We start from the raw sequence: 2500 nt of genomic DNA, 5'->3' as shown, positions 1-2500 counted from the left end.
ACAAATTCCCCAGAAAATGTCATAGAGAAAAAACGGAACGATCGCAAGTTGAACCGCGATGATCGAAAGATTTACTTTCTTCTCGTTGGAAAACGCTTCTTTGGAAAGGTCGTTGAACGGTTTCATAGGAATGAAATGCGTGACGAAAAAATAAGTCGTGTAAATCAGTTGAAAAATCGCTGCGTTTGTCAGTGTGATCATGAATGAAGGTGCTCTCCAACGTTTGATAAAAATGTCGGATCTACTTTAGCAGGGATGTTCAATCCGTTTGCAAGCGGATTTTTTCGCGGATAGTTTATCGGGTCAAAGAATCGACGAAGATGATCGTGAGAAGAATACAATGCAAAATCTGCAACGTCCGTCACAACTCAGACGACGACCGATTTACAACGACCGCAAAGATCTCCGTCTTTGGAAATATCTTCGGTATGTCTCCAACAACGGGGACATTCGCCTTGAACCGGCTTTAAAACTTTTACGGAGAATTTTTCGTTTTCGTGACTGGAAAGAATTTCCATTCCCGGATTTTTCTCGTGAATCTGAGAAACCACAAAAAGCAGCTCCAAGGTTTCTTTCGGAAGAAATTCACCAAAGCTGGACCCGCCTTTAGAAACAATTTCAAGAGCCGCTTCGAGAGACTTACCCAATTTTCCCTCTTGTCTTGCGATCTCAAGAGCCTTCTGAACGACTTCTCTCGCTTCCAACGCGGACTCAAATTTATCTTCGAGAGATTGATTCTTCCAAGATTTCAAATCAGGAAAAGTTTGTAAGAACACAGAGTCTTTTTTTCCGTTGGAAGTCCATACCTCTTCGGCGGTAAAGCTAAGAATCGGCGCCACGAGAATACATAAGGAATCCAGAATATACTGAAGTGCCGTTGAGGAGGATCTTCTGGATTTCGAATCCCTCGCGTCGCAATACATTCTGTCCCGGATCATATCGAAATAATCCTGAGACAGGGTAACCGTGCAAAATAAGATCAACTTCTGATAAATTTGATGGAACTGATAGGTTTCATAACTCGCAACCGCGTCTTCCACAAAACCAGCGAGTTTGGAAAGATAAAATCGGTCCAACTCTTCGAGTTCTTCAAAAGGAAGATTTTGTTCAGGGGTATGACCGTCCAAATTTCCCAAAAGATACCGGAACGTATTGCGGATCTTACGATACTGCTCGGAAACGATTTTTAAAGATTCTTTTCCCACCTTGATATCGTCCCTAAAGTCCAAAGAACTGACCCACAAGCGAAGGATATCGGCTCCGTAAACTTGGATGATGTCGGCCGTAGGATCGATTCCGTTTCCTAAAGATTTAGACATTGCGTGTCCTTTTTCATCCAAAACATAACCGTGGGTCAATACGGCCTTATAAGGAGGAATTCCTCGAAGAGCCATCGAAGGCCAGAGAGAAGACTGAAACCAACCTCTATGTTGATCGGAACCTTCCAGATAAAGATCCGCCGGAGGTTCATCCTTACGTTCACCTAACACCGCAAAGTTGGAAACTCCGGAATCGAACCAAACATCCAAAATATCGTTTCCCTTTTTGAAGGAACCGTTTCCGCACTTCTCGCATTTCGTTCCCGGAGGAAGAAGGTCCTTAGCTTCTTCCGAATACCAAATCTCGATCCCCTTTTCACGTACAATCTTGGTAAAGAACTGAATCGAAGCGTCGTCGATATGAGTTTGACCGCAGGATTCGCAAGTGAACGCAGGAATCGGAACTCCCCAGTTTCTCTGACGAGACAAACACCAGTCCGGTCTCGTCTCCACCATGGACCGAATTCGAGTGATTCCCCAAGAAGGAATCCATCGGACTCCGTCGATCGCGGAAAGAGACTTTTCACGAAGGTCTTGAAAATCCATCTTAAAAAACCATTGAGGTGTCGCTCGAAATATTAGAGGTTTTTTACTTCTCCAACTATGAGGATAAGAATGTTCCAGTTCGCCGTTATACAGAAGTAATCCTTTGTCTTTCAGGAGTTGAATGATTTCCGGATTTGCGTCGAAAACTTTTTTTCCCTGCATCAAAGGAAACTCGTCCGTGTATCTTCCGTAATCGTCGACGGGTGAAAACGGTTCCAATCCTGCCGTTAAACCGACTTTGTAATCGTCTTGGCCGTGGCCGGGAGCCGTATGTACGCAACCCGTCCCCGCCTCAAGAGTCACATGATCTCCGAACAGGGAAACGGAAATACGATCGATAAATGGATGTTGAAATTTAAGCGCGGCTAACTCTTCCGAAGAAATCGATTTCAATTTCGTAAGAACGACCCCAGTTGTCGCTGCAACGTTCTCCGCAAGAGCATCGGCAAGTATAAGTTCCTCGCCCGACTCCGTTCTAAAAATAGAATATTCAATTTTCCTATTAAAGCAAATCGCAAGGTTTGCCGGAAGAGTCCAGGGAGTTGTCGTCCAGATTAGACAGAATTGTTTTTTCTCGCCGATAACGGGAAATTTCACATAGATCGAAGGGGAAACATGAGGATAGTATTCTATCT

1 protein-coding gene (cut by a window edge) is annotated in these 2500 nt (G+C 44.2%); it reads right to left on the bottom strand.

The genetic code is table 11. The features are described 5' to 3' along the window. Positions 1-368: 368 nt before the first annotated feature. Positions 369-2500: the 3' portion of an isoleucine--tRNA ligase gene (ileS, locus tag FHG67_RS07740; protein WP_004500280.1), read on the bottom strand. The gene runs 613 nt beyond the window's last position; the window shows 2132 of its 2745 coding nt (coding positions 614-2745); its start codon lies off the right edge, out of view; the stop codon is at positions 369-371.

Source organism: Leptospira weilii (genome assembly GCF_006874765.1).
Taxonomy (GTDB): domain Bacteria; phylum Spirochaetota; class Leptospiria; order Leptospirales; family Leptospiraceae; genus Leptospira; species Leptospira weilii.
Note: the sequence above shows the minus strand (reverse complement) of the source record. Positions and strands in the feature narration are given on the sequence as shown.